Here is a 2,872-nt window from a genome sequence, read left to right as displayed (position 1 = left end):
CGGGCTTGGCCCGTATCGGGCGATGCTGGAGCAGCTAGGGCTCCTTCAAGCTCCGCCCCGGCTGATCGGCTTTGAACTGGGGATGGGGCAAGCCAGAGATGTGGCCGCGTTGCTGGAGCAGGCGGGTCATTGGAAGACAATTTTGATTGTTCCGGACCTTGCAGGGATTGAACGACATGTCCTAGGTGTCTCGGAGTAGTGCTGCATTTTCTTTTTGCGAGTCTTTCCTTTAGAATAAGAGGAGTATGACCGAGAAACGGCTCAGGGGGAAATCATGCTTCAGAAATTGAAAAAAATTGATGGTCCGGTTATCTTTATTCTGGTGTTGCTCATGGCGATTAGTATCATAACGGTATACAGCGCAGGTCGAGGTCCTACAAACCTGGCGGATCACGGCAACGATTACCAGAAGATGATCGGATATTATATATTGGGCTTTGTGGCGATCTTGGGTATAGCGGTGGTCGATTTTCGAATATTTATAAAAAAAGCACTGTATGTATATGGAGGCGGAATATTCCTGCTCGTGCTCGGTTTTTTTGGCGGGACGGTTAACAACTCCCAGGGCTTCTTGAAAATTGGTGGCTTGAACCTTCAGCCTGCTGAGGTATTCAAGCTGGTTCTTATCATCTTTCTGGCGTATATGCTGATCAAAAAGCGCAAGAGCAGGCTGTATTTTGTTCAGGACGTACTTCCAGTCGCTCTGGTGAGCTTTGTTCCTTTTGCTATGGTGATGGCGCAAAATGACTTGGGTAACGCGCTCGGATACATCGTCATCGTCATCGGGATGCTATGGATTGGGAATGTGAAGGCATCCCATGCGCTGATCGGATTTACCATATTTGCAGTCGCTGTTGGTGGCGGGCTCAAAGCCTATATCTCGTTTCACGATGAGATTGATTCGTTTATGAAGGGGATTGGGCGCAGTCACTGGGTAGAGCGTCTGGACCCTTGGCTGGTACCGGAAAAAGCGACTGCGAAGGCATCCTACCATACCAAAAACGCCAAGCTGGCGATTGCCTCTGGCGGGATGATGGGCAAGGGCTTTTTGCAGGGAACCTCGGTACAATCCGGGCGTGTTCCTTATACGTATGCGGATTCTATTTTTGTAGTGGTAGCGGAGGAATTTGGCTTTGTAGGCTCCTCGGTGCTACTCTTGTTATATTTTATTTTAATTCACCGAATGATCCTGATATCACTGGAATGCCGTGATCGAGCCGGACCGTATCTTATCGTGGGTATTGTGTCCATGCTGCTATACCAGATTTTTGAGAATATCGGCGCGTTTCTGGGTATCATGCCGCTCACGGGGATTACGCTCCCGTTCATCAGCTACGGGGGGACGTCGCTGCTCATTAACATGGCTAGTATCGGCTTGGTTATGAGTATTAAGGTGCATGGTCAGGAGCTGGAGGATGATCTGCCACAGCCTTCCAGAGCGAGCTTGACGAAGGCAAAAAAAGCCTAGTGTGCATGGGTTGTGGATGGAACGGTTAATGCGTAATATATGCTGTGCTTCCGAGCGTTGGGAATCAGATTATGCAAAATGCTGATAAAATAAAACGGTACAGCAAAAAAAGGTCCAGATTGCGAAATCTGGACCTTTTTCCTATCCGCAGATGATCATGGACCAGTCTTTGCTCTGACATTTTACATAGATTCATAGGTTTAGATTCTCCCGAACCGGACAGACTGATAGACATGATAGAGTTTGGGTTTGGGGGGACGAAGATGAAAAGCTGGGTAAAGCAAGCTGCCATGATCCTATTTTGTATTTCGATCTTAATGATGTCCTGGGAAGGTCAAAAAACGGATGCTGCCATGACCGCAGGAATCAGAGGTCCTATAACGTCAGGAATGACAACAACAGGGGCGAGAGTGATTCCGCATGAATCCATCCGGCTGCGCATTTTAGCCAATTCAGATCGCCCGGAGGATCAACTGGTCAAGCGTGATATACGGGACGCCATCGTGCAGGAAATGAATGCGTGGGTGGGTAAGCTGGAAAACCCGCAAAGCTTAAATCAGGCGAGAGCGTTGATTGCTGCCCACTTGCCTGAAATTGATCGTTTGGTAGGTGCCGAGCTGGCTCGGCGCGGCATTGCATATCAGCATCAGGTGGAGCTGGCAAGCGTTCCTTTTCCGACGAAAATGTATGGTGGTCTTGTCTATCCTGCTGGGAATTATGAGGCCCTTCGGGTCACACTGGGACAAGGCAAAGGGCAAAATTGGTGGTGCGTGCTGTTTCCACCGTTGTGTTTTATTGATGCAGGCAGTGGGGAGGCAACGGCACAAACGGCAGTGGCAAAAGCAAATCGCGGAGACAGTCAGACAACTGCGAATGGAAAGGAACCGGAAGTACGTTTCTTTCTGTGGGATGCTCTGATGGGGTTGTGGGGCTGGGTGAGCGGCTTATTCGTCTAATCTTGAGAGTAGCAAGTCTCCCATATGTTATAATGGGATGTACAGTATATATGCACATGGCAGAGCCGATTCAATTGAGTTTTCAAAGCAGGCTTTTTTGGAGACCAAGCGACATGGATCGGGCTGTATGACAATAAGATATGGGATGATCTGATATGACCGATAAATTGAATCCGATACAAGATTTGCACAGAGCGTTTGCACAGAAGGAGAAGCCCGAGCGGGAGCTGGATGAACAAGGGATTCACGAGCTAAAGCAGACATTGGAGGCTTCGCATACAAAATGGTGGGATGTAAGATGTTTGGTTCCCGAAGCGGACATGACTGCAACTGCCAAGAGGGCGTCTGCTGGCATGGAAGAAGCTGATACTACGGTTGCGGTTCGTGAGATTGAAGAGGATATCTCCGGCGAAATGGGGGTTGGACAGGCTCGGATTGCGGCGGAAAA

At 49.1% G+C, this 2,872-nt stretch carries 2 protein-coding genes and 2 pseudogenes; all 4 read left to right on the top strand.

Annotation, left to right across the window (positions count from 1 at the left end; translation table 11 throughout):
• Window positions 1–199 (top strand): annotated as a pseudogene (locus WG8_RS23460) (protein-(glutamine-N5) methyltransferase, release factor-specific); the annotation flags it as partial.
• 75 nt (window positions 200–274) lie between these two features.
• Window positions 275–1,468, top strand: coding sequence for an FtsW/RodA/SpoVE family cell cycle protein (locus WG8_RS23455; protein WP_007432763.1), 1,194 nt, complete (start codon window positions 275–277; stop codon window positions 1,466–1,468).
• A 263-nt stretch (window positions 1,469–1,731) separates the two neighbouring features.
• Window positions 1,732–2,424, top strand: coding sequence for a stage II sporulation protein R (gene spoIIR / locus WG8_RS23450; RefSeq protein ID WP_007432762.1), 693 nt, complete (start codon window positions 1,732–1,734; stop codon window positions 2,422–2,424).
• A gap of 155 nt (window positions 2,425–2,579) precedes the next feature.
• Window positions 2,580–2,872 (top strand): annotated as a pseudogene (locus tag WG8_RS23445) (L-threonylcarbamoyladenylate synthase); the annotation flags it as partial.

Origin of the sequence: Paenibacillus sp. Aloe-11, from assembly GCF_000245715.1 — a bacterium.
In the GTDB taxonomy this organism is placed as follows: Bacteria; Bacillota; Bacilli; order Paenibacillales; family Paenibacillaceae; genus Paenibacillus; species Paenibacillus kribbensis.
Note: the sequence above shows the minus strand (reverse complement) of the source record. Positions and strands in the feature narration are given on the sequence as shown.